Annotated in this window: 19 protein-coding genes; 16 read left to right on the top strand and 3 right to left on the bottom strand. The window is 69.2% G+C overall.

Annotation, left to right across the window (positions count from 1 at the left end):
- Positions 1 to 35 precede the first annotated feature (35 nt).
- On the top strand, positions 36 to 608 hold the full coding sequence (locus tag WA670_RS30195; protein ID WP_238606983.1) for a TetR/AcrR family transcriptional regulator: 573 nt from the start codon (positions 36 to 38) through the stop codon (positions 606 to 608).
- A gap of 557 nt (positions 609 to 1,165) precedes the next feature.
- Here the strand turns inward: WA670_RS30195 and WA670_RS30190 are convergent.
- Both WA670_RS30190 and WA670_RS30185 read right to left on the bottom strand, forming a co-directional pair.
- Positions 1,166 to 2,590, bottom strand: a complete 1,425-nt coding sequence (locus WA670_RS30190) for an MFS transporter (protein WP_336159581.1) — start codon at positions 2,588 to 2,590, stop codon at positions 1,166 to 1,168.
- A gap of 94 nt (positions 2,591 to 2,684) precedes the next feature.
- Entirely contained in the window at positions 2,685 to 3,404 is a 720-nt protein-coding gene (locus tag WA670_RS30185; RefSeq protein ID WP_336159580.1) for an alpha/beta fold hydrolase, read from the bottom strand.
- Positions 3,405 to 3,529: 125 nt separating this feature from the next.
- Here WA670_RS30185 and WA670_RS30180 point away from each other — a divergent pair, with 125 nt between their 5' ends.
- Positions 3,530 to 3,871, top strand: coding sequence for a winged helix-turn-helix transcriptional regulator (locus WA670_RS30180; RefSeq protein WP_037813190.1), 342 nt, complete (start codon positions 3,530 to 3,532; stop codon positions 3,869 to 3,871).
- Here WA670_RS30180 and WA670_RS30175 read toward each other — a convergent pair.
- The gene (locus WA670_RS30175) at positions 3,856 to 4,710 is read right to left on the bottom strand and encodes a LysR family transcriptional regulator (RefSeq protein ID WP_336159579.1); all 855 of its coding nucleotides are present in this window, start codon (positions 4,708 to 4,710) and stop codon (positions 3,856 to 3,858) included. The genes WA670_RS30180 and WA670_RS30175 overlap by 16 nt on opposite strands.
- A gap of 91 nt (positions 4,711 to 4,801) precedes the next feature.
- Between WA670_RS30175 and WA670_RS30170 the strand changes: the two genes are divergently transcribed.
- The 14 genes from WA670_RS30170 to WA670_RS30105 all read left to right on the top strand — a co-directional run bounded on the left by WA670_RS30170 (position 4,802) and on the right by WA670_RS30105 (position 19,945).
- Positions 4,802 to 5,800, top strand: a complete 999-nt coding sequence (locus WA670_RS30170; RefSeq protein ID WP_336159578.1) for an acrylyl-CoA reductase family protein — start codon at positions 4,802 to 4,804, stop codon at positions 5,798 to 5,800.
- Between the two features lie 11 nt (positions 5,801 to 5,811).
- Positions 5,812 to 7,215 carry a CoA transferase gene (locus tag WA670_RS30165; protein ID WP_336159577.1) on the top strand — a complete coding sequence of 468 codons (1,404 nt, stop codon included), beginning with the start codon at positions 5,812 to 5,814 and terminating at the stop codon, positions 7,213 to 7,215.
- A gap of 124 nt (positions 7,216 to 7,339) precedes the next feature.
- Entirely contained in the window at positions 7,340 to 7,603 is a 264-nt protein-coding gene (locus tag WA670_RS30160) for a DUF3703 domain-containing protein (RefSeq protein WP_158714488.1), read from the top strand.
- A 114-nt stretch (positions 7,604 to 7,717) separates the two neighbouring features.
- On the top strand, positions 7,718 to 8,218 hold the full coding sequence (locus WA670_RS30155; RefSeq protein ID WP_043833973.1) for a MarR family winged helix-turn-helix transcriptional regulator: 501 nt from the start codon (positions 7,718 to 7,720) through the stop codon (positions 8,216 to 8,218).
- A 1,213-nt stretch (positions 8,219 to 9,431) separates the two neighbouring features.
- Positions 9,432 to 10,700: an FAD-dependent monooxygenase gene (locus WA670_RS30150; protein ID WP_275292818.1), complete on the top strand. Its 1,269-nt coding sequence runs from the start codon at positions 9,432 to 9,434 to the stop codon at positions 10,698 to 10,700.
- 42 nt (positions 10,701 to 10,742) lie between these two features.
- On the top strand, positions 10,743 to 12,137 hold the full coding sequence (locus tag WA670_RS30145; RefSeq protein ID WP_037813179.1) for an MFS transporter: 1,395 nt from the start codon (positions 10,743 to 10,745) through the stop codon (positions 12,135 to 12,137).
- A 25-nt stretch (positions 12,138 to 12,162) separates the two neighbouring features.
- Positions 12,163 to 13,041 (top strand): FAD binding domain-containing protein, encoded by an 879-nt coding sequence (locus tag WA670_RS30140; RefSeq protein WP_336159576.1) that lies wholly within the window; start codon positions 12,163 to 12,165, stop codon positions 13,039 to 13,041.
- Complete coding sequence (locus tag WA670_RS30135) at positions 13,038 to 15,428, top strand: xanthine dehydrogenase family protein molybdopterin-binding subunit (protein ID WP_336159575.1); 2,391 nt, start codon at positions 13,038 to 13,040, stop codon at positions 15,426 to 15,428. Before WA670_RS30140 ends, WA670_RS30135 begins: the two co-directional genes overlap by 4 nt.
- Complete coding sequence (locus WA670_RS30130; RefSeq protein ID WP_336159574.1) at positions 15,425 to 15,931, top strand: (2Fe-2S)-binding protein; 507 nt, start codon at positions 15,425 to 15,427, stop codon at positions 15,929 to 15,931. Before WA670_RS30135 ends, WA670_RS30130 begins: the two co-directional genes overlap by 4 nt.
- Positions 15,928 to 16,581, top strand: coding sequence for an SRPBCC family protein (locus WA670_RS30125; protein ID WP_336159573.1), 654 nt, complete (start codon positions 15,928 to 15,930; stop codon positions 16,579 to 16,581). The genes WA670_RS30130 and WA670_RS30125 overlap by 4 nt, the downstream gene beginning before the upstream one ends.
- Entirely contained in the window at positions 16,568 to 17,227 is a 660-nt protein-coding gene (locus tag WA670_RS30120) for an isochorismatase family protein (protein WP_336159572.1), read from the top strand. Before WA670_RS30125 ends, WA670_RS30120 begins: the two co-directional genes overlap by 14 nt.
- Positions 17,228 to 17,237: 10 nt before the next feature.
- Entirely contained in the window at positions 17,238 to 18,080 is an 843-nt protein-coding gene (locus WA670_RS30115; protein ID WP_336159571.1) for an alpha/beta fold hydrolase, read from the top strand.
- Between the two features lie 57 nt (positions 18,081 to 18,137).
- A complete protein-coding gene (locus WA670_RS30110; RefSeq protein WP_037813170.1) occupies positions 18,138 to 19,184 on the top strand; it encodes a leucyl aminopeptidase in 1,047 nt (348 codons plus the stop codon).
- Positions 19,181 to 19,945, top strand: coding sequence for a maleate cis-trans isomerase family protein (locus WA670_RS30105; protein ID WP_336159570.1), 765 nt, complete (start codon positions 19,181 to 19,183; stop codon positions 19,943 to 19,945). Before WA670_RS30110 ends, WA670_RS30105 begins: the two co-directional genes overlap by 4 nt.
- Positions 19,946 to 20,105 lie beyond the last annotated feature (160 nt).

Here is a 20,105-nt window from a genome sequence, read left to right as displayed (position 1 = left end):
GCGGCTTAAGTAAACGTTTCTGTACACTTGACCGCATGGTCGAGGAGAAGCCCCGCCGGGCCGGTCGCGGCGGCCGCGAACGCGTGCTGGCGGCCGCCGCGGACCTGTTCGCCCGCCAGGGCATCACCGGCACGACGATGGAGCAGGTCGCCGCCGCGGCCCCGGTGTCGAAGCGGACGCTGTACCTGCATTTCCCGGTCAAGGACGATCTGGTCGTCGCTTACCTGCGCGAACTCGTCCGCTCCGGCGACACCCTGCACGACGTGCTGACCCGCGCGGATCTCCCTGCGCGGCAACGGCTTCTGGCGATGTTCGACCTACCGGACGCCGAACCGGTGCGCGGCTGCCTGTTCGTGGACGCGGCGGCGGAGTACCCCGACCCGGCCAGCGCGGTGCACGCGTACGCGCGGGAGCAGAAACTGCTGATGCTCCGGCTGGTCACCGACCTGGTTTCGGAGCTGGGGGCCGCCGATCCCGCCGCGCTCGCCGAGCAACTGGTGACGCTGGCCGACGGGGCGGCGAGCCGAGCGATGGTTCTCGGCGATCCGAGCTACGGCCGTCATGCCCGTGCGGCTGCGGAGGTGTTGCTGGAGCGCGCGGTCGGCTGACTCGGGTGGCGGCCGAGGCGAATCGGTGGGTGCGGCGGACGGGAACTGCCCAGGGGGGCACGCGGTGGCGGCCGTGGCTGGCTCGGCCCCGTCTCGGTCGCTCCGACTACTCCGGCCAGCCACGCCGCCACGCCGCCACGCCGCCACGCCGCCACGCCGCCACGCCGCGGCGATCGGGATCGAGGCAGCCGGGGTGGCACGGCGATCGGAATGGCGATCGGGGCGGTGCGGCACTCGGGGCAATGTCGCGAGCGGAAGTGCGGCGTTGCGGGCGGCGCTGCGATCGGGATCGTGGCGAATCAAGGCGGTGCAACGAGTGAAACGCAGCGATCGAGGCGGTGCGGCGAGTGAAATCGCACCCGCCGCGAGCGGTGAAGAGCGGGCAAGGGCGGAGCCTGGGGTTGCGACCGCCCTTGCCCGAACCGGCCGGGAGGGTCTGGCCCGGCCGGTTCGTCCCCCTTGGCCTCGGTCCCACCCTCCCGGCGGACGCGACGCACCGTGGAGGACGCTGCCGGGAAGGTATGGAACGGGTCTGGAGCGCCGCTGGAATCCGCAGGTCAGCGCGGTGCGGGGCGGTCGGTGAGCGGGACTTCGCGGACGAAGCACGCGGCCGTCAGGGAGAGCAGCGCGACGACGAGCGTCGCACTGGCGACCGCGTGCAGGCCGTCGGCGACCGCGGCCGGTGTGGTCTCTCGGGTCAGCGCGCTGACGTACAGCGAGCCGAACAGGGCCGCGCCGATGCCGCTGCCGAGCGTCCGGGTCAGGGAGCCCAGGCCGAGCGCCGCGCCGAGGTCTCGGGGTTCGACGCTCAGCCGGATGATTAGGATCGTGTTCTGGATCAGGCAGCCGAGCCCCGCCCCGAGCGGCAGTCCGGTCAGCGACGCGAGCAGCGGATCGGTGTCCGGTCCCAGGAAACACACCCCGGCCATCCCGACGGCGACGCAGGCGCTGCCGATGATCGGCAGGATCCGGAAACGGCCGGTGCGGCGGAGGTATCTCGAACTCGCGTTCATCACCACGACCATCCCGGCGGTCATCGGGATCAGCAGCAGCCCGCTGAGCGACGGCGGCACGTCGCGCGCGTTCTGGAAGTACAGCGGGAGAAAAGTGACTGTCGCGACCATAGTGACGTTGAAGGCGAAGCCGAGCACCTGCGCGAGCGCGAAATTGCGGGTGCGGAACATCCGGAACGGGACGAGCGGCTCGGGGCAGCGGCCTTCCACCAACACGAACGCGGTCAGCGCGGCGACCGCGGCCGCGCACAGGCCGAGGATCGTCGGCGAGTTCCAGGCGTAGCGGGTGCCGACCCAGCTGGTCGCCAAGGTGAGGCAGACGACCGCGGCGACCAGTAGAACCGTTCCGCCGTAATCGATGCGTGCTTTCCCGCTTTTCGCCGGCAGCTGGACCCCGACGACTGTCCCGATGAGACACAACAGTCCGAACGGGACGTTGACGTAGAAGATCCAGCGCCAGCTGAGCGCGTCGGTGAGGAAGCCGCCGGCCAGCGGGCCGCCGACGAGGGAGAGGCCCAGCAGCAGGCCGGTCCAGCTGGAGATCCGCGTGGATTCCTTGGGCGGCACCAGAACCTGGACCATCGCCATCGCCCCGACGAGCAGCCCGCCGGCCCCGATGCCTTGCAGTGCACGAAAACCGATCAGCGCGCCCATCGTCGGGGCCAGTCCGCAGAGCATGGATCCGGCCAGGAAGACGGCGACCGCAAGCAGGAACATCGCCTTGCGGTCGAACTGGTCGCTGAGTTTGCCCCACACCTGGGTCGACGCGGCGATCGCGAGCGCGTAGGCGGTGATGATCCAGGTCATCGACCCCGGTGCGCCGAGGTCCGCGGCGATGCTCGGCAGCGCGGTGGCGACGATGTAGCTGTCGAGCATGCCCAGCGCCATGCCGGACAACGCCCCGGCGATGCCGATCTTGACGCGCCGGGTGAACGGGCTCGTTTCTTCCGGCACGGCGGTTTTCGGCATGGCTGGACGTCCTTCCCCCGGGTGCTGTGCTCCCAAGGTAGCCATAAAAGTGCCCACTGGGCAAGTTTGCCCGGTGAGCACTCGACCGTCCGGACTAGGCGAGCTTCAGCAGCAGTTCGCTCAGCTCGACCGGCATCGTCACCATGCAGTCGTGCCCGGTCGGCAGCTCCCACACCTGGGCGGGCGTCCCGTTCGGCTGGATCGCGGGGACCGGGCGGCGGATGATGCCCTCCGGGGTCGTGCCGACGCAGTGGATGTGCGTGCGCGGGATCGCTCGCGCGGCCGGATTGTCGAGCCGCACTGGTTGCTGCAGGCAGCGGACCGGCTGGTCGGAGAGCATTCCGCGCACCCAGGCGACGTCGTCCGGGTCGGTGACGCCGAACAGCCCGAACGGCGCGGGCCGCTCCGGCAGCGGCGGGACGCGCCAGCCGTCGCCGTGCTGCTGGGCGAGTTCGATCAGACGCTGGCTGACCGGCTGGACGTCGACCGCGGTTTCGCCGTCCTCGGGCACCATCGCGTCGAGGTAGACCAGCTCCGCGACCCGGTCCGGCACCTCGTTCGCGGCCGACGAGATGACCAGCCCGGCATAGCTGTGCCCGACCAGGACCACGTCCTCTTCGCCGCGGAGCAGGTCCACGATGTCCTGGACGTGGGTGTCGAGCCCGATTTCGGGGCTGAGCAGGTGTTTCTTGTCGCCGTAGCCGGTCAGCGAAGGCGCGAGCACCCGGTGCCCGGCCGCTTCCAGCAGCGGGACGACCCGGTCCCAGGCGCGGCCGCTGTGCCACGCGCCGTGCACCAGCACAAACGTAGTCATAGTCAGGATTCCTCGGTTTTGCGGTTACCGGAAGTAACCCGGTACTGTTTGAGAACCATCGTGATCGTCCGCAGCGCGGCGGGCAATAAGGCACTAATTAGTGCCCCGGTTCTCCGGAGGTAACCATGGCCGACGAGGTGTGCCGGACCCGAGTGGTCCTGGAGATCGTGGGCGACAAGTGGGCGCTGCTGATCGTCCGCATGCTGCGTGACGGGCCGAAGCGGTTCACCGAACTCAAAAGGGAAATCGAGGGGATCAGCCAGCGGATGCTCACCGTGACGCTGCGGGATCTGGAGCGCGACGGGATTCTCACCCGGACTGTCCACAATGTCATGCCGCCGCACGTTTCCTACGAGCTGACGGTCATGGGCCGGACCCTCCGCGAAGCGACCGCGCCATTGCTGGAATGGAGCGTCGAGCATTTGGCGAAGATCGAAAAGGCCCGTGCGGACTACGACGCTCGCTGAACGGAATGTGCCAGTTCGCTGAACCGGCGCAGCAGCGGATCGCTTGACCGGCGCGTCGGCCACAGCAGGCGCAGGGCCACGCGGGGCGCGTTCCGCAGCGGGAGGTGCGCGACGCGCGCGTGGGTGTGCGCTTCCGCGGCCGAGGTGGTGGTCGATCCGACAGCCCGGCCGGAGGCGATGATCGTGAGCCATTCGTCGTAGCTGCCGCACTGGATCACCTGCGCGGGCCGGTTTTCCGGCGGCCAGTCGAGCGGGCTGGTCGCGCCGCTGACCGTGTTCACGACCACCGGATGCGCGGCCAATTCGGTCCAGTCCAGCTCCGTGCGCGCCGCCAGTTCCGAACTCGCGGCGACCGCGGCGAGCCGGTCTTCCTCGAACAGCAAGGTTCCGCTGATCCCGGACGCGTCGATCTCGCCGCGCACCAGCGCCGCGTCGACGTCGCCGGAATGCAGGGCGGCCACGATGTCGTCGCGGCGCAGGAGGGTGGCGGTCGCGCCGGTCGCGGTTTCGAAGGCGGTCAGCAGGTCGCTCGCCCACGGATCCGGCAGCGCCCACTGGAACCCGATCCGCAGCCCGGCGTTCCCGCCCGCCGCGGCGAGCGCGGTGTCGAGATCGCGCAGCACGACGCGCAGCCGCCCAAGCAACTCGCCGCCGGCCTCGGTCGGTTCGACGCCGTGCGGCGTGCGCTCCAGCAGGCGCGTGCCGACCGATTCCTCGAGCTGCTGGATCGTACGCGTGAGCGCCGGCTGGGTGATCAGCAGTTCGCGGCTCGCGGCCGTGAACGTGCCGCACGTCGCGACCGTCACGAACGCGCGCAGATGCCGCAGTTCGACCTCCATGCCGGGCAGCCTACCCAGCTATGCCCGCCGTGCATGGTGCCGTTGTGACAGGCATTTCCCTGTCAGGTTCCGGATTTCTAGCGTGGACATCATGGACCAGGAGATGACGGCCTTCCCCGGCTGGATCGCGCGCGACTCCGCGGGAGCGACGCTCGACCGCCTCGACCCGGCGATGCTGGACGACCTCGACACCACCGTTCGCGTGCGCTGCTCGAGCATCAACTACAAGGACGCGCTCGCGCTGCACGGCCGCCCCGGCGTCGTCCGGCGGCATCCGCTCGTCGTCGGGATCGACCTGACCGGCGAGGTGCTCGCGTCGCGGCATCCGCGCTGGCAGGCGGGCGACGTGGTCACGCTCAACGGCGCTGGTCTCGGCGAAGACCTGCACGGCGGGCTGGCTGGCCTCGCCGCGGTCAACGGCGACGACCTCGTCCGCGTCCCCGCGCAGCTCGGCCCGCTCCGCGCGGCGGCGATCGGTACCGCCGGATTCACCGCCGCATTGAGCCTGCTCGCGCTGGAACGCCACGGCCTGGCCCCGGAAACCGGACCGATCCTGGTCACCGGCGCGGGCGGCGGCGTCGGCTCGATCGCGATAGCGCTGCTCGCGGCTGCTCGGTACGAGGTCATCGCCGCCACTGGCCGTCCGGCTGAGCTGTCCTCGCAACTCACCGCACTGGGCGCCGGGCAGGTCCTCGACCGCGCCGAACTCGCTGCTGCTGGCAAGCCGTTGGGCAAACAACGCTGGGCAGGCGTGCTCGACGCGGTCGGCGGCTCCGTGCTCGCCGGTGCGCTTGCCGGGCTGCAACACTCCGGCGTCGCGACGACCTGCGGACTCGCCGGAGGCGCCGAGTACCCCGGCAATGTCCTGCCGTTCATCCTGCGCGGCGTCTCCCTGCTCGGGATCGACTCGGTCCGCACGCCTCCGCTCCGTCGCGAGGCCGCCTGGCAGCGCCTGGCGCAGTTGCTCGATCCGGTGCTCCTGGACTCCGTGACGCGGGTCGTCCCGCTCTCCGACGCCAAGGACGCAGCCGCTTCGCTCCTGGCCGGTTCCGGTACCGGCCGCATCGTGGTCGACGTCGCTTCGGCCTGAAAGGAATGACTATGGACGCCTTCGACGAACTGATGACCTTGCGCGACGCCCCTCGTCCCGCCGCCGACGAGGTCACGATCACCGGCTCGGACCCGCTTTTCGCGTCGCCGTTCCGGATCGGCGAAACCCTCGCCGACGCACTCGCCGCCCGCGCCGTCGCCGCGAACGATCTGTGGGAGCTGCGGACCGGACGTCGGCAGAAGATCGCGGTGGATGTCCGCGCCGCCGCGGCCACCGCTCTGGGCGGCGAAGACATGACGCTCGTCCGTTCCGCTTCCGGCGAATATCGCCCTGCACCGCTTTCGCCCGCCGTTGAGCACATGGTCGCGCTCACCCAGCCTTGGCCGACCGCCGATGGACGGTGGTTTCTGCCGCATTTCAATCTGCCGCATCTGGAAAGCCGGGTTTTGGATGTTCTCGATTGCGAGGCGACGCCTTCCTCGGTTGCCGCTGCTGTCGCCAAGTGGAAGGCCGAAGATCTGGAAGACGCTATCGCCGCCGCTGGCGCCTGCGGGGGAGTCGTGCGGACGCCGGAGGAATGGCTCGCGCATCCGCATGGAGCGTATCTGGCTTCCCGGCCGGTGGTCGAGATCAGCAAGATCGGGGAGAGCGCTCCTTCTCCGCTGCCCGCTGCGGGTGCTTCGCCGCTGTCGGGCGTCCGGGTCCTGGACCTGACCCGTATTCTGGCTGGGCCCACTGCCGCGTTGAGTTTGGCGGAGCACGGGGCGAATGTGCTGATGGTGACGGCTCCGCATCTTCCTCAGGTGGCTCCGTTCGTCCGGGATACCAGTCATGGCAAGCGAAGCACTTATCTCGATTACTCCACAGTGGACGATGCCGCTCGGTTGCGTTCTTTGGCCAGTACCGCGGATGTTTTCGTCGAGGGCTATCGCCCCGGGCGGATGTCGGCGCACGGCTTCGGCCCGGAGGATCTCGCGGCGCTGCGTCCGGGGATCGTTTATGTGAGCGTGGACTGCTTCGGTTCCGGAGGTCCTTTCGGGATGCGTGCTGGATGGGATCAGGTCGCGCAAGCTGTGACTGGTGCTTGTGTGATTCAGGGAGGGGACCGTCCACAGTTGACGCCTGTTTATTTGTGCGATTTCCTCACCGGATTCCTGGGAAGTTACGGCGCGATGCTGGCTTTGGCGCGGCGGGCTCGAGAAGGCGGGTCTTATCATGTGCGGGTTTCGCTGTGCCAGTCGTCGATGTTGTTGCAGCGGCAGGGATTGCTGACCGCCTACGCGAATGCGCCCGGTCGTCTTTCGCGCGCGGAATTCGAGCGCTACGCGGTGGTGGACGACGGGACGATCTATGGTGATTTGAAGAGCTTGGGTCCGGTGATCCGGATGAGTGAGACCCCGCCGCGGTGGGAGGGGACTACGCCTGAGCTGGGGAGCTCCCGGCCGGAGTGGTGACCTGCGGTTTCCGCGGTGATCCGTTCGGCTGCTGGGTATTCCTCCGTTCCTGATGGCGGCTTTGTGCGAATTGCTTTTTCCGTCGTCAATCCGCGTTTTTGTCTATGCTGTAAGGGGAGAGATGATGGCAGACACTGAGTACGAGGGCGAGATGGACCGGGGGCGGGCCGCGCTGGCGGTGCGGGACTTCCGTGCGGCCTACCGACATTTCGGGCGGGCGCACAACCTCGGTCACGACGTGCTGGCTGACCACTTGGCGGCGCATCGCGGGCGGCTGGCTGCCGCGTGGAAGCAGCGACGGTGGGATCGGGTGGTCGCGCAGCTCTTTCTGATGGGCGGCGCTGCCCTGTTCGACCGGAATCCGCGGAACCCGTCCGGCGTTGCCTGAACCGCACTTAGTCCGAGGACGTACTATTATGGGCGATGCGGGGACAGGCTCCGGCGGACCGGACGGGCTGCTGGGGCGCGGGTGCGTAGTTAAGGTCGAGGGATGTCGACAGCAGTGGGTGGGTCAGCGAAAGGCGGCTCGCGGGCGGGGCGGCGGGTGAGCCTGGAGGCTCCGACGGATCTCGCTGCCGCGCCCGGGTACGGGGCTCGACGGCTGTACCAGGCGTATTTGGCGGCTTGGAATCGGCATGTCGACTCGGTGCTGACGGGGCCGCAGTTCGCGGTGCTGTCGGCGGTGCGGGCGTATCCCGGGTTCGATCAGACCGCGTTGGCCAAGGCGGTGGCGCTGGACACGTCGACGATGGCTGATGTGTGCCGGCGGTTGGAGAACCGGGGGCTCATTGCTCGGGGGCCTGCGCCGCATGATGCTCGGGCGAAGGTGCTGACGTTGACGGATGACGGGTTGGCTGCGTTTCGCGAGGTGACTCGGCGGACGCGGAAGCTGGATCAGGCGTTGCTTGAGGGGTGTCCGGAGGAGCGGCGGGGGGAGATCGCGGGGATGTTGAACGAGCTGGGGGCGCTTTGGGAGGCGGTTGCTGAGCGGTCGGAGATTTGAGGGTTCTCCGGCGGCTCGTCGCCTGGCGGCGACATCGGCTTTTGGTTGCGTGGGGCACCCCGAAGCTTGATTGTGCTGACGGTTCGGGGGTGCTTGTCAAGGCGGGAAAGATGCCTTGACAAGCACCCCCGAACCGCAGATGGGCTTCGTATCGGGGTGCGGGGGAGGGGCTGGGTGCCTCGATCGTTGGGTGCGCGGGCTGCGGTTTGGTGGTGGGTGGCTGGTGGGGTTCGCGGGCTGCGGTTTGAGGGGTGTGCGTGGCCGGTCGGGTGCGCGCGTTGCGGTTGCGGGGTGCGTGTGGCTGGTTGGGTGCGCGCGTCGCGGTTGGGGGTGCGGGTGGCTTGGGTGGTTGGTCGCGTTGGGCTCGCAGCGTGGGTTGTGGCCCAATGAGGTCTTCTCGGTAGGGCGGCAGGCGGGGTGCTGCAACGATGCTCGTCAGGGCGGGTGGGGCGCTGGCGGCGAGGCGGGCCTTTGCTCCTGCGGAAGTCCGTGAAGGGCTCCTTGAGGGAATCAGATTCCCTCAAGGAGCCCTTCACGGACCACGGCCTCGCGTGGCGGGTTTCGTCGGTGGGGTGAGAGTCCTTGCCCGCTGCTGGAGTCCCCAATGTGGCATTGGGTGCGTCTGACGCACCGAACGCCACATTGGGTGCGCATTGTGGCGGCGGGTCGGGGGAGGACACCCGGCGGGCGAGCCTGCGAATGAGCCTCTTGCGGTCGGCGGCGGGTCGCGAAGGGGCCCTTGGGGGAAGGTGCGCTGTGAATGGACCCCTCGTGCGCGGCGGCGGGGTCGTGAAGGGGTCTTTGAGGGAAGCCAAGCCTGCGAAGGGGTCTCTCGTGCGTGACGGAGGGTCGTGAAGGTGTCCCTCGTGGCGGCGGAGGGTCGTGAAGGGTCCCTTCAGGCAAGCCGGGCCCGCGAAGGGACCCTCGCAGGCAACAGCGGGTCGTGAGGGGACCCCTGAGGGAATCAGCGGCTGTGAGGGTGGCCCTCACGTACCGCCGCCCCGCCCCGCCGCACGGCATCGCCCCGCTGCCCCGCCCCGGGAACCGCAGCATCGCCTCGTTCGGTGACCGCACCGCCACCCTGCGCCGCCGAAAACGCCTCCCTGCCAGCAAATTCCCCGAAGACTATTGCGTGTTCGGATAATCCGTGTTCGGATTAACCGCGTCCGGGGCTAGGTGAGCCGGAGGCGGCTAGCGGGTAGGAGGTCGGCAGGTGGCGGCGAGTCAGTCTTTCGAGGTAGTGGTCGCCGGCGGCGGGTTGGGCGGGCTGTGTGCTGCCTTGTCGTTGCGGCAGCGCGGGTTGCGGGTCACGGTGGTCGAAGCGGCGCCGCAGCTGGGGGAGATCGGGGCTGGGATCCAGACTGCGCCCAATGCCAGCCGGATTTTGATCGGGTTGGGGTTGCGGGCCGAACTGCAGCGGGTTCGGTGCGAGCCGCAGGATCAGGTTCGGCGGCGGTGGGCCGACGGCAGCATTATCGCGCAGTTGCCGCTCGGGCAGCGGGTCGTGGACAAGTACGGGGCGCCTTACTGGCACTACCATCGGGCGGATCTGCATTCCGTTCTGCTGCGGGCGTGCATCGACCCGGACGGGGCGGGGCCGGTGGTGAAGGTGGCTACCGCGGCGAAGGTCGTGGATCTTGACCGGGGGAATCCGGAGCGGCCTGCGGTCATTACCGAGGACGGTCGGCGATTTGAAGGAGACGTCGTCGTCGGGGCGGACGGGATTCGTTCTGCGGTAAGGGATCTCGCGGGATTTGACGACACGCTCGCGTTTTCCGGCGAGATGGCGTACCGGGCGTTGATTCCCGGGGATTCGATCGCGGCGGATCCGGCTACTCGGTTCCTGGTCGATCGTTACCATTCTACGATTTGGTATGGGCCGGACAAGCATCTCGTGCATTACATGATCCGCGGCGGCGAGTATCTGAACGTGGTGGCGATCGTGCCGTGCACCGAGGAAGTCGAGAAGAACTGGAGTGCGCCGGCCAGTGCGGAGCAGCTTGCGGCCGAGTATTCCGATTGGGACGACCGGGTGCCGATGATGCTGTCGAAGGCCAAGGACGACGTCTCCGTCTGGGCGATGTACCGGCGGCGTCGCGATCCGGTGTGGGTGGACGGGCGCGTCGCGTTGCTCGGGGATGCTTGCCACGCAATGCTTCCGTACCAGGCGCAAGGGGCGTCGCAGGCGATGGAGGACGGGGCAGTCCTCGCGGAGGAGCTCGGGCAGGCGACGCGCGACGGGATCGACACCGCGTTGACCCGGTATGTGCATCGGCGGGCCAAGCACGCGGGGATGGTGCAGGACGCCTCTTTGCAGAATATGAGTTTTTACCACTTGCCGGACGGTCCGGCGCAACGCGAGCGCGACGAAAAACTGCGGAGTTTCGACGGCGAGTCCGATGTGTCCTACGACTGGCTGTGGAACGGAACTCCGCTCAACGACCCCGACAACGAATCGATTCACTACCAGTTCGCCCGATAGCACGAAAACGGCACACGCAGACTTCGCAAAGGAGCAAAGGCTATGCGTACCGGAGACCAGGTGGTCCAAGACTTGCCGTGGCGCTGGCGCGTCCAGGGCAAGATCTTCCTCATCGGCGGGCTCGGCTACATGTTCGACGCCTGGGACGTCGCGCTGAACGGATTCCTCACCCCGCTCGTGGGTACGGAATTCGGGCTGTCGGCGACGCAGCGCGGGTTTGTCGCCACCGCCAATCTGATCGGCATGGCGGTGGGGGCGGTCGCCTGGGGGACGGTCGCGGACCGGATCGGGCGGAAGCGGGCGTTCAGCATTACGTTGCTGTTGTTCGCGTTCTTCTCGGTATTCGCCGCGTTGTCGCCGAATATCGAGGTGTTCCTGCTGCTGCGGTTCCTCGCCGGAGTCGGGCTGGGCGGCTGCATTCCGGTGGATTACGCCATTGTCAGCGAGTTTTCGCCGCGCAAGCAACGCGGCCGGGTGCTGTCCGCGATGGACGGGTGGTGGCCGGTCGGCACGACGCTGGCGGGGGCGTCCGCGACGCTGCTGGTCCCGGTTTCCGGGAACTGGCGGTGGATGCTGGTGTTGATGATTCTCCCGGCGGTGCTGTTGTTCTGGGCGCGGCGCGGGGTGCCGGAATCGCCGTTGTACCTGGTGCGCAAGGGGCGCGAAGCGGAAGCCCGGCTGGTCATCGACGACCTGGTCGAGCGCACGGGCGCGCCGAAGGAGCCGTACCGGATTCCGCCGGCGGTTCAGGAAGACAAGCGCGGCGGCGGGGTGTTCGCGGCCGTCGACCAGCTGCGGCGGGTCTGGGCATACAACCCGAAGGTCACCGGGGTCGCGTGGGCGCTGTTCATCACCGTGATGCTGGTGTACTACGCCGCGCTGAGCTGGATGCCGTCGATCCTCAAGGCGCAGGGCTTCGGGGAGATCGCCGCGTTCGCTTCGACCACTTTGATGAACGCGCTCGGTATCGTCGGCGTCGTGGTGGCGGTGTTGCTCGTGGACCGCATCGGCCGCAAGCGGGTCATCGCCGCGGCCGGGCCGCTCGCTGCGGTCACGCTGGTGATTTTCTCGCTGGTGCTCGGGTCGGCGGGAGCCGCGGTGGTGGCGATCGGCGCGTTCGGGCTGTTCTCGCTCATTGTCATCCCGGTGATGTACGCCTTCGTGTCCGAGCTGTACCCGACGGAGCTGCGCGCCTCAGGCTTCGGCTGGGCATCGTCGTCCAGCCGGGCGGTCACCGGGTTCGCGCCGCTGCTGTTCGGGAGCGTGCTGTGGCCGGTGCTCGGGCTGCCGCTGACGTTCACGCTGCTCGGCCTGCTCGTCGTCGGGGCCGTGGTGTTCATGGTCTTCTGCGCGCCGGAAACCCGGGGCCGGGAGCTGGACCGGATCGACGACGAGACCGCGCCGGAGCCGCACCAGTCCGAATTGGACGCAGTCTGATCCGCCGCAGCAGAAAGGGAATCGCATGAAGCCCGCCGCGTTCGCCTACCATCGGGCGCACGACGTCGCCGACGCCGTCGGCCTGCTTTCCGACCTCGCCGGGCAAGGGCGGGAGCCGAAAGCGATCGCGGGCGGGCAGAGCCTGATGCCGATGATGAGCTTCCGCCTGGCCCGCCCGAGCGACCTGGTCGACCTCGGGCGGCTGCGGGACCTGCCGGGGATGACCGACATCGTCCACGCGGGTTCGACGCTCCGCATCGGCGCGATGACGACGCACCGCCAGGTCGAGGTGGCCCAGCTCAGCCCGGGGTTCGCGGTGCTGGCGGAGGCGATGCGGTACGTCGGGCACCTGCCGATCCGGTCGCGCGGCACGGTCGGCGGGAGTCTCGTGCACGGCGACGCCACCGCGGAGTGGTGCATGCTCGCGCTCCTGCTGGACGCGGTGATCGTCGCCGAAGGACCGAACGGCCGCCGCGACATCCCGGCCGGGGAGATGTTCTACGGCTTCTACGCCACCGCGGTGGAGGCGGACGAGGTCGTCACCGAGGTCCGGTTCACCCGGGCGGCTCCGAAGGCGGCGTTGACCGAGTTTTCCCGCCGTGCCGGGGATTTCGCGACGGTCGCGGCGGCGGTGACCCTCGAACCTCGCCAGGACGGTTCCTTGGCAGGCGGAAGGGTGGTGCTCGGTGGCGTCGCGCCCGCGCCGTTGCGGGTTCCGGAAGCCGAGGCGGTGCTGGCGGGAGGCGAGCCAGGGCCGGAGTTGTTCGCTGAGTGCGGCCGGGCGGCGGCGGAGGCGATCGACCCGCGCAGCGACGCGCAAGGCAGTGCGGACTATCGGCGGGCGCTGACGAGGACGTTGGTGGCGCGGAGTTTGGGCCAGGCATGGGAGAGGGGAGACCGGTGAGGGCATCCGAAGAACCCCGCTTCGACGGCCGGGGCGGCAAGTGGATCGGCGCGTCCGTGCGGCGTCGCGAGGATCCGCGGCTGGTCACCGGCCGGGGGCGGTTCGTGGACGACATTCACCTCCACGGAATGCTGCACGCCGGGTTCGTGCGCGCGACCGTCGCGCACGGCAAGATCACCGAACTCGACCTCGGTGCCACCCGCGAGGTGGCCGGCGTCGTAGCCGCGTACTCGGCGGAAGACCTCCAGCTCGGCGACATGGTCGCGCTGCTGGATCGTCCGCCCGAGGAGTTCACGCCGACCACGATGCCGATCCTCGCGCGCGGCAAGGTGCGGTTCGTCGGCGAGCCGATCGCGCTGGTCATCGCGAAGGATCCGTACGCGGTCGAGGACGGCATCGAGGCCGCGCAGGTGAGTTACGAGGTCCTCGACGCCGTCGTTTCCGAGGAGACCGCGCTCGCCGAGGACGCGCCGCTGGTGCACGAGGACGCGCCGAGCAACGTGCTGCTCGACGTCACGGCGTTCGACACCCCGGGCGTGGACGAAGCGTTCGCGGACGCGTGCGTGATCGAGCTTGTCACCCGCAGCGGCCGGCAGAACGCGCTGCCGCTGGAGACGCGCGGGGCGGTGGCGTCCTGGGACGACCGCGACGAGCAGCTTCTCGTCCAGACCTGCAGTCAGGTGCCGCACCAGGTCCGGACCGTGCTGGCGCGTTCGCTGCGGATTCCGGAGCGTTCGGTGCGCGTCGTGGTCCCGGACATGGGCGGCGGCTTCGGGCAGAAATGCGTTGTGGGGCGCGAGGAAATCGCTGTCGCGGCGGCGGCGAAGCGCTTGCGGCGTCCGGTCAAGTGGATCGAGGACCGCAGCGAAGCGCTCGCGTCCGGGTTCCTCGCCCGCGAACAGCGATACCGCACGCGTGCCGCGTTTACTCCGGACGGCGAGTTGACCGCGCTGGAATCCGACATCGTGTGCGACATGGGCGCGTACTCGTGTTATCCGTTCACCGTCGGCATCGAACCGTTGATGGCGGCGGCGGAAATGCCGTCGGTGTACCGGGTTCCGGCCTACCGGGTGCGGGCGAGGGCGATCGCCAGCAACAAAGCGCCGACCGCGCCGTACCGCGGGGTCAGCCGTCCGCAGTACGTCATGGTGATGGAGCGGATCATGGACCTGGCCGCGCGCAAGCTCGGTCTCGACCCGGTGGAAATCCGCCGCCGCAACGTGATCACCGAGTTCCCGTACACCGGCATCAACAAGGTGACCTACGACCCCGGCAGCTACCTCGAATCGCTGGAGCTGGGCGAGAAGATCCTCCGCGACGAGGGCTGGTACGACCTGCGCGAGAAGAATCCGCACATCGGCATCGGCTACAGCTGCTTTTCCGAGCGCACCGGCTACGGCTCCGAGGCGTTCGCGAAGCGGAAGATGACCGTCGTGCCCGGGTTCGACGTGAGCGAGATCCGGATGGACCTCACTGGTTCGGTCGTCGTCACGAGCGGCACGATCAACCACGGGCAGTCCCACGAAACGACGTTCGCGCAGATCGTCGCGGAACGGCTCGGCGTCGACCTCGCCAAGGTCAAGCTGCGGCAAGGCGACACCGAACGGATTTCCTACGGCTGGGGCACTTTCGCGTCCCGATCGGTGACGATCGGCGGTTCGGCGGTGGCGACGGCGGCGACCCGGCTGGGCGAGCAGCTCTGCGTCATCGCGGCGCACCTGATGGACACCCGCGTCGAGAACGTCGGCCTCGACGGCGACGGGGGAGTCATCCAGCTCGACGACCCCGGCCAGCGGCTTTCGTTCGAGGAGATCGCCGACGTCGCGTACCTGCGCAGCCACCTGCTGCCCAAGGAAGCCGAGCCGACACTCACGGCCACCGCGGCGTTCGACGTCCCCGGCGACGGCACGTTCTCGAACGCGACCCACGCGGTGGTGGTCGAGGCCGACCCGGGCACCGGACAGGTGAAAATCCTCCGTTACGCCTGTGTCGAGGACTGCGGCGTGGTGATCAACCCGAAGGTGGTCGACGGCCAGGCGCGCGGCGGGATCGCGCAAGGCATCGCCGGCGCGCTGTTCGAGGAGGTCACCTACGCCGAGAACGGCGAACCGTCGGCGGCAAGCTTCATCGACTATCTCGTCCCGACCGCCGCGGAGATTCCCGACATCACCGTCGACCACCTCGAAACCCCGTGCGCCTTCACCGAAAGCGGCGCGAAGGGGGCCGGGGAGGGCGGCACGATCGGCGCCCCCGCCGCCGTGCTGAACGCGGTCAACGACCTTCTCTGGCACACCGGGGTCCAGCTGGAGCAGACCCCGGTCCACCCCGAGGCCGTCCTCGCCGCGCTCGCCGCGGCCGACCGGGAGAAAGCGGGTACCGGCGCATGACCGACAAACAGCTGATCGTCCTGACCGTCAACGGCGAGGAGCACGAACTGCTCGTCGAACCGCGGTGGACGCTGCTCGACGTGCTCCGGCACAACGTGGGCCTCACCGGCACGCACGTCGGCTGCGAGCACGGCGTGTGCGGGGCGTGCACGATCCTGGTCGACGGCGAACCGGTGCGCGCCTGCCTGATGTACGCCGTGCAGGCGGAAGGCTGCGCGATCCGGACCGTCGAGGACCTCGGCACCCCGGAGGAGCCGAACGATCTGCAGCAGGCGTTTTCGGAGCACCACGGCCTGCAGTGCGGCTTCTGCACGCCCGGTTTCCTCATGCTCGCCGAGGGATTCCTCGCCCAGGAGCCGTCGCCGACGCGAGAGGAGATCCGGGAGACGGTGTCGTCGAACCTGTGCCGCTGCACCGGATACCAGACCATTGTGGACGCGATCGAGGCGACCGCCGCGCGGCGGTGCGCGGGATCCGGCAGGAAAGAGGACGCGGTCCGATGATTCTCGAGAACACCCTTGACCTTCCCGGCGATCCGGACACGGTGTTCGCGCTGCTCAACGACGTCGAGCGGGTCGCGGGCTGCCTGCCCGGCGCGGTACTGGAGGGCCGAGACGGCGAGTCCTACCTCGGCAAGGTCAAGTTCAAGGTCGGCCCGGTCAGCGCCGCGTACGCGGGCAAGGTCCGGTTCACCGAAATCGCCGAGGGCGAGCGTCGGCTGCGGCTGTCGGCCCGGGGCGCGGACAGCCACGGCAACGGCGACGCCGAAGCGGACGTCACGCTGACCCTGGTGCCGGGTCCGAAGGGTTCGGCGCTGAACCTGCACACGGATCTGGTGGTGCGAGGCAAAATCGCGCAGTTCGGCAAGGGCGCGATCAGCACGGTGTCAAACCGGATCCTGCAGCAGTTCGCGCAGAATCTCGGTGCGCTGCTGGAGAACGGCGGCACCGCACCGGCTCCGGCGGCACCAGCGGCCGCCGCCGCGCCCGCCTCGGATTCGCTCGACGGACTGGCGATGCTGTTGCCGCCCAACGCGAAGCGCTATCTCCCGATCGTCGCGGCGGGCGCGCTCGGGCTGTTCCAGGGCTGGCTGCTCGGCCGGGTCCGGGCGCAGCACAAACTGATCAAGGAGCTGCTGCGTGAACGCGCCTGAGAACGGACTGCACGGCACCGAGACCGACCAGACCTACGCCCGCGCGGGGTTCGGAGCCGCGGTGCCCAGGGGAACCGCGCCGGTGCTGGTCGTGGTCGACCTGACTCGCGGCTTCACCGAACCGGAATTCCCTTCCGGCGCAGACCTTTCCGCCGAAGTCGAAGCCGCTGACGCGCTGGTCCGGGCCGCCCACGAGAGCGGAGCGCCGGTCGTCTACACCGCGATCAGCTACACCCCCGCGGAGGCCGACGGCGACGCGATCGCGTGGCTGCGCAAGGCTCCCGGCATGCGCAGCCTGCGCGACGGAAGCGCCGAGGTGGCGCTCGATCCCCGGCTGGAACGGCACGACACCGACCACCTGATCGTCAAGAAGGGCGCGTCCGCGTTCCACGGGACGAGCCTCGCCGCGCTGCTCACCGGCCTTGGCGCGGACACCGTGCTCGTCTGCGGCGCGACGACCTCGGGGTGCGTCCGGGCCACCGCGGTCGACGCGGTCCAGTCCGGCTTCAACACCCTCGTCGTCCGCGAAGCCTGCGGCGACCGCGCGCGGGGACCGCACGACGCCGCTCTCTTCGACCTGCAAGCCAAATACGCCGACGTGATCGGCCTGGGCGAGGGCGTCGAGCTGCTCGCCAAGGCCCGCTAGGAGTTCCCGCATGTCTTCTGTTTCCGACCGGGTGCTGACCCAGCCCGCGCTCGCCGACCTGGCGGACGTCCCGGCGGCCAGCGTCTGGGTGCGGTCCGGTTCCGTCCGGCTGCACGTCCTCGACTACGGCCCGGCCGACGGCGTCCCCCTCGTGGTGCTTCCCGGGATCACCAGCCCGGCGATCACCATGGACTTCGTCGCGCGCGAGCTGACCGACCTCGTCCGTCCGCTGGTGCTCGACGTCCGCGGCCGCGGCCTGTCCGACGACGGATCGAGCTATGCCCTCGACGCGTACGCCGCCGACGTCGAAGCGGTCGTCGACCAGCTGAACCTGTCCGCGCCGCTGCTGTTCGGCCACTCGATGGGCGCGCGGATCGCGGCGAAAGCCGCGCTGTCCGGCGGGATCGCGGGCACCGTCCTCGCCGACCCGCCGATGAGCGGCCCCGGCCGCCCGTACCCGACCTCGCTGGCGGTCTTCGAGTCCCAATTGGACCAAGCGCAGCGGGGGACCGGCGCGGACGAGGTCGCCGCCTCGTGGCCGCGCTGGCCGCGCCGGGAACAGGAACTGCGCGCCCGCTGGCTCGCGTCGTGCTCTCGGACGGCCATCGCGGCGACGCACGAGGGTTTCGAATCCGAGGAATTCCTTCCGCTGTGGGAAAATCTCCCGGGACCCGCCGTGCTGCTGTACGGCGCGGAAAGCCCGGTGGTGACCGCAGCGGACGTCGCGGTGCTGGAGAAATCGAAGCATCCGCTCGCCGGCGTCGAAAACGCCGGGCACATGATCTTCTGGGACGAACCGCGGCCCGCCCTGCAGGCGCTGCGTTCGGCGTTGAAAGACCTGCTCGCCCGCTGACCCCGGCGTGTTTTTCGCACTCGGATAATCCGTATTCGGACAATCAAGGAGGTCGCCATGGACCAGAACCTGTTCAACGACATCTGCTTGCGCCAGCTGACTTTTTCCGGCGTGCACGAGGGCGAGACGGTCGTCGTGCTGACCCGCGGCGCCGAGCGCGCCGAGTACGCGGACGCCTTCCTCTGGGCCGCCCAGCAGCTCGGGGCGGCGACCTATCACATGCGGCTGCCGTCGCCGGCGAACGCGTCCGGCGCGTGGGCGGTCGGGCAGTCCGGTCTTGACCAGCTGCCGCTCGCGGTGGACGCGCTCAAGGCCGCGGACATGGTCGTGGACTGCACGTTCCTGCTGTTCAGCGAGGAGCAGTTCGCGATCCAGGCCGCCGGGACCCGGATCCTCACCGCGGTCGAGCCGCCGGAGCTGCTGGCTCGGCTGATGCCGACCAAGGAACTGCGCGAGCGCGTCGAGATCGGCGCGGAACTGCTGGCCAAGGCCAAGACCATGCGGATCACCAGCCCGCACGGCACGGACGTCACCTACCAGCTCGGCGTGTACCCGACGATGAGCGAGTACGGCTACACCGACCAGCCGGGCCGCTGGGACCACTGGCCCGCGGCGTTCGTGTTCACCGGCGGTTCCGACGACGGCGTGGACGGCAAGATCGTGCTCGCGCCCGGCGACGTGCTGCTGCCGTTCAACACCTATGTGCAGACGCCGGTCGAGCTGACCATCGAAAAGGGCTTCATCCAGGACATCCGCGGCGGCGCGGGCTCGTCCGGCCTCGACGCCGACCTGCTGCGCAGCTACATCGAGTCCTTCCACGACCCGCGCGGCTACGGCATGTCGCACGTCGGCTGGGGCCTCGACGAGCGGGCGCACTGGCACGGCCTGACCCAGTTCCCCGGCGGCATGGGCATGGAGCTGCGCAGCTTCTACGGCAACGTGATGTTCTCGATCGGCCCGAACAACGAACTCGGCGGACCGAACGACACGGCGTGCCACTTCGACATCCCGATGCGCGGCAACAGCCTGTACCTCGACGACGAGCTGATCGTCGACGCGGGCGAGCTGACCGTGAAGGACATGCGCCCGGCGGCGAAGCGATGACCGACCACCACATCGGGATGATCGTCCCGAGCTCCAACCTGACCATGGAAACCGAGCTGCCGCGGATGCTGCGCGCCCGCGAGGAGCGGTACCCGGAGGACCGGTTCGTCTTCCACTCCGCCCGCGCGCGGATGCAGCACGTGACGCCGGAGCAGTTGCGCGCGATGAACGCCCAAGCGGAGCGCGCGGCGACCGAACTGGCCGACGCGCGACCGGACGTCGTCGCGACTGCCTGCCTGGTCGCGATCATGGCGCAAGGGCCGGGTTATCACTGCACCGCTGAGGATTCGATCGCCTCGGCGTTGCGGGCGGAAGGCTCGGACGCGCCGGTGGTTTCTTCGGCGGGCGCACTGTTGTCCGGGATCGCCGCGTTGGCGGCGAAGCGGGTCGCGATCGTGACGCCGTATATGAAGCCGTTGACCCAGGCTGTTGTCGAGTACCTGGAGGACGCGGGCGTCGAGGTGGTCGACTCGCTCTCGCTGGAAGTGCCGGACAACCTGGCGGTGGCGCGGCTGGACCCGGCGGATCTGCTGGCGCACTACCGGAAACTGGACCTGTCCCGGGCGGACGCGCTGGTGCTGTCGGCGTGCGTGCAGATGCCTTCGCTGCCGTCGATCCAGCCGGTCCAGGACGCGGTGGGAATTCCGGTGCTTTCGGCGGCCACGGCCACGACGTTCCGGATCCTCAGCGAACTGGGGGTGCGGCCGGAGGTGCCGGGGGCGGGGCATTTGCTGAGCGGGAAGGTGACAGCTGCCGCCTAGTCCGCGCGGGTTGGCGCAGAGGTGCGTGAGGGGAACCCTGAGGGAATCTGATTCCCTCAGGGTTCCCCTCACGCACCGTCTCGCGGCGCTGGGGAGCGGCCAGGTCGGCGGGGCAGTTCGGCTTCGGGTGGTTGCCGTGCGGCGCAACGGGTAACCGGTG

Source organism: Amycolatopsis sp. VC5-11, from assembly GCF_037034185.1.
Taxonomy (GTDB): Bacteria; Actinomycetota; Actinomycetes; order Mycobacteriales; family Pseudonocardiaceae; genus Amycolatopsis; species Amycolatopsis nivea.
The sequence above is the reverse complement of the archived record's forward strand: the minus strand, read 5'-3'. Positions and strand labels throughout refer to the sequence as shown.

What these genes read in the sequence shown, in the direction of transcription:
- WA670_RS30195 (WP_238606983.1), top strand. Translation starts at nt 36, where the DNA reads ATGGTCGAGGAGAAGCCCCGCCGGGCCGGTCGCGGCGGCCGCGAACGC.
- WA670_RS30190 (WP_336159581.1), bottom strand. Translation starts at nt 2,590, where the DNA reads ATGCCGAAAACCGCCGTGCCGGAAGAAACGAGCCCGTTCACCCGGCGC.
- WA670_RS30185 (WP_336159580.1), bottom strand. Translation starts at nt 3,404, where the DNA reads ATGACTACGTTTGTGCTGGTGCACGGCGCGTGGCACAGCGGCCGCGCC.
- WA670_RS30180 (WP_037813190.1), top strand. Translation starts at nt 3,530, where the DNA reads ATGGCCGACGAGGTGTGCCGGACCCGAGTGGTCCTGGAGATCGTGGGC.
- WA670_RS30175 (WP_336159579.1), bottom strand. Translation starts at nt 4,710, where the DNA reads ATGGAGGTCGAACTGCGGCATCTGCGCGCGTTCGTGACGGTCGCGACG.
- WA670_RS30170 (WP_336159578.1), top strand. Translation starts at nt 4,802, where the DNA reads ATGGACCAGGAGATGACGGCCTTCCCCGGCTGGATCGCGCGCGACTCC.
- WA670_RS30165 (WP_336159577.1), top strand. Translation starts at nt 5,812, where the DNA reads ATGGACGCCTTCGACGAACTGATGACCTTGCGCGACGCCCCTCGTCCC.
- WA670_RS30160 (WP_158714488.1), top strand. Translation starts at nt 7,340, where the DNA reads ATGGCAGACACTGAGTACGAGGGCGAGATGGACCGGGGGCGGGCCGCG.
- WA670_RS30145 (WP_037813179.1), top strand. Translation starts at nt 10,743, where the DNA reads ATGCGTACCGGAGACCAGGTGGTCCAAGACTTGCCGTGGCGCTGGCGC.
- WA670_RS30140 (WP_336159576.1), top strand. Translation starts at nt 12,163, where the DNA reads ATGAAGCCCGCCGCGTTCGCCTACCATCGGGCGCACGACGTCGCCGAC.
- WA670_RS30130 (WP_336159574.1), top strand. Translation starts at nt 15,425, where the DNA reads ATGACCGACAAACAGCTGATCGTCCTGACCGTCAACGGCGAGGAGCAC.
- WA670_RS30125 (WP_336159573.1), top strand. Translation starts at nt 15,928, where the DNA reads ATGATTCTCGAGAACACCCTTGACCTTCCCGGCGATCCGGACACGGTG.
- WA670_RS30115 (WP_336159571.1), top strand. Translation starts at nt 17,238, where the DNA reads ATGTCTTCTGTTTCCGACCGGGTGCTGACCCAGCCCGCGCTCGCCGAC.
- WA670_RS30110 (WP_037813170.1), top strand. Translation starts at nt 18,138, where the DNA reads ATGGACCAGAACCTGTTCAACGACATCTGCTTGCGCCAGCTGACTTTT.
- WA670_RS30105 (WP_336159570.1), top strand. Translation starts at nt 19,181, where the DNA reads ATGACCGACCACCACATCGGGATGATCGTCCCGAGCTCCAACCTGACC.